This window comes from Alkalibacterium gilvum (assembly GCF_900109085.1).
Taxonomy (GTDB): Bacteria; Bacillota; Bacilli; order Lactobacillales; family Carnobacteriaceae_A; genus Alkalibacterium; species Alkalibacterium gilvum.
In genome coordinates this window covers 1-1,383 of sequence record NZ_FNYW01000084.1, presented here as the reverse complement: position 1 = coordinate 1,383, position 1,383 = coordinate 1, and the positions used below count along the sequence as shown (strand labels likewise).

The window sequence follows — 1,383 nt, the reverse complement described above, 5'->3', positions numbered from 1 at the left end:
ATCACTAGTGTTGCATTAAAATTTTAAGCATTTTAAAGCATAAAAAAATCCTTTATAATGGGAGTGGATGACTTATCCAAGACCATTACAAAGGACCAACAACATGGATAAGTATAAAACAAAAATGACCATAAGCAAATGGTTTTCGTTTATAAATTTAGAAAAATTAAGTGGTAAATCTCAAAAAGCTATTCAAAGCTTTGATGCTTACGTCAAAAAATTAACATTTGACCGTGCTTTGAAACTCTTTTTATTCGCAATTAATGATGAAACAAACAGTTTACGCCATCTAGATAATCAGTTGGTAAATCCAAAACTTAGAAAAGCAATTGGAGTTGATGAAATCAGTTACTCTCAGCTTTCTCGAGCAATCAGAGCTTTGGATTCTTCCGTATTAATGGAGATTTTTTCCCAACTGTTATTGCTTGTACACCAGCAGACCGAAGGTCAGAAGAATGAAAAGATATATTTAATCGATTCGACGACCTTCTCGTTCAGCCAACATTCCTATCCCTGGGCAAAATTTCGAAAAACAAAATCAGGTGTGAAGCTACACTTGAGTGTTTGTTTAATGGAAGAAGGTTTGCTTCATCCTGAACAATTCGAAATTTCTAACGCTGCCGAACATGACAGTGAACATCTAGAGATTCTCGTCAATAAACCAAAAGCAACGTATGTTTTTGACCGTGGATATTTAGATTTCGATCGCTTCGATCAGATGCATTCAGACGGCTATTTTTTTGTTACTCGAATCAAGAAAAATACAATCACTCATCTTCTTGAAGAATATGAAGTAGAGAAAGACTCTGATATTGTCAGTGATCAGCTGGTCACTTTAGGTAAGGACAAAGGCACGACAAGTCCTTTTCGAGTCATTACTATTCAAAGAAAAGGTCGCGCTGATTTAAAGCTTGTCACCAATAAACGAACGCCTAAGGCGAAAGAAATCGGAAAAATGTACAAGTCACGCTGGCAAATCGAACTCTTTTTCAAGCACATCAAACAGCACATGACGATTAAAAAGTATTTCTCAAAATCTGAAGATGGTGTTGTCAACCAAATTATTTTAGCAATGATCGTCTATCTTCTTACGCTACTCATAAAATTGAAACTTGAACTAAAACAAACCATTTTCCAAATTTTAAGAGTGTTTCGTTCGGTTCAATTTGAATGTTATGATTATTTCGGGAAAATATTCGATCCAGGGTAAGTGAAAATTATCGTAAATTACTGAGGATAAAACAAAATAAGCTTAAAATTTCTGGAAAAAGTCATCCCTTGCGCCAGCAATTAAAACTTTTTTCCATTTTAGTGAAAACTATTTGTGATTCTTTACACAATTAAGCAATGGGATGAGTGGGTAGTTTTATGCAACACTAGTGA

General features: G+C 34.5%; 1 protein-coding gene. It reads left to right on the top strand.

Features of this window, described 5'->3' with window-relative positions; translation table 11 throughout:
* Positions 1 to 103 precede the first annotated feature (103 nt).
* Positions 104 to 1,210 (top strand): IS4 family transposase, encoded by a 1,107-nt coding sequence (locus BMX83_RS10615; RefSeq protein ID WP_091636844.1) that lies wholly within the window; start codon positions 104 to 106, stop codon positions 1,208 to 1,210.
* Positions 1,211 to 1,383 lie beyond the last annotated feature (173 nt).

Excerpts from the sequence above, each read along its gene's own strand:
- BMX83_RS10615 (WP_091636844.1), top strand. The coding sequence starts at position 104 with ATGGATAAGTATAAAACAAAAATGACCATAAGCAAATGGTTTTCGTTT.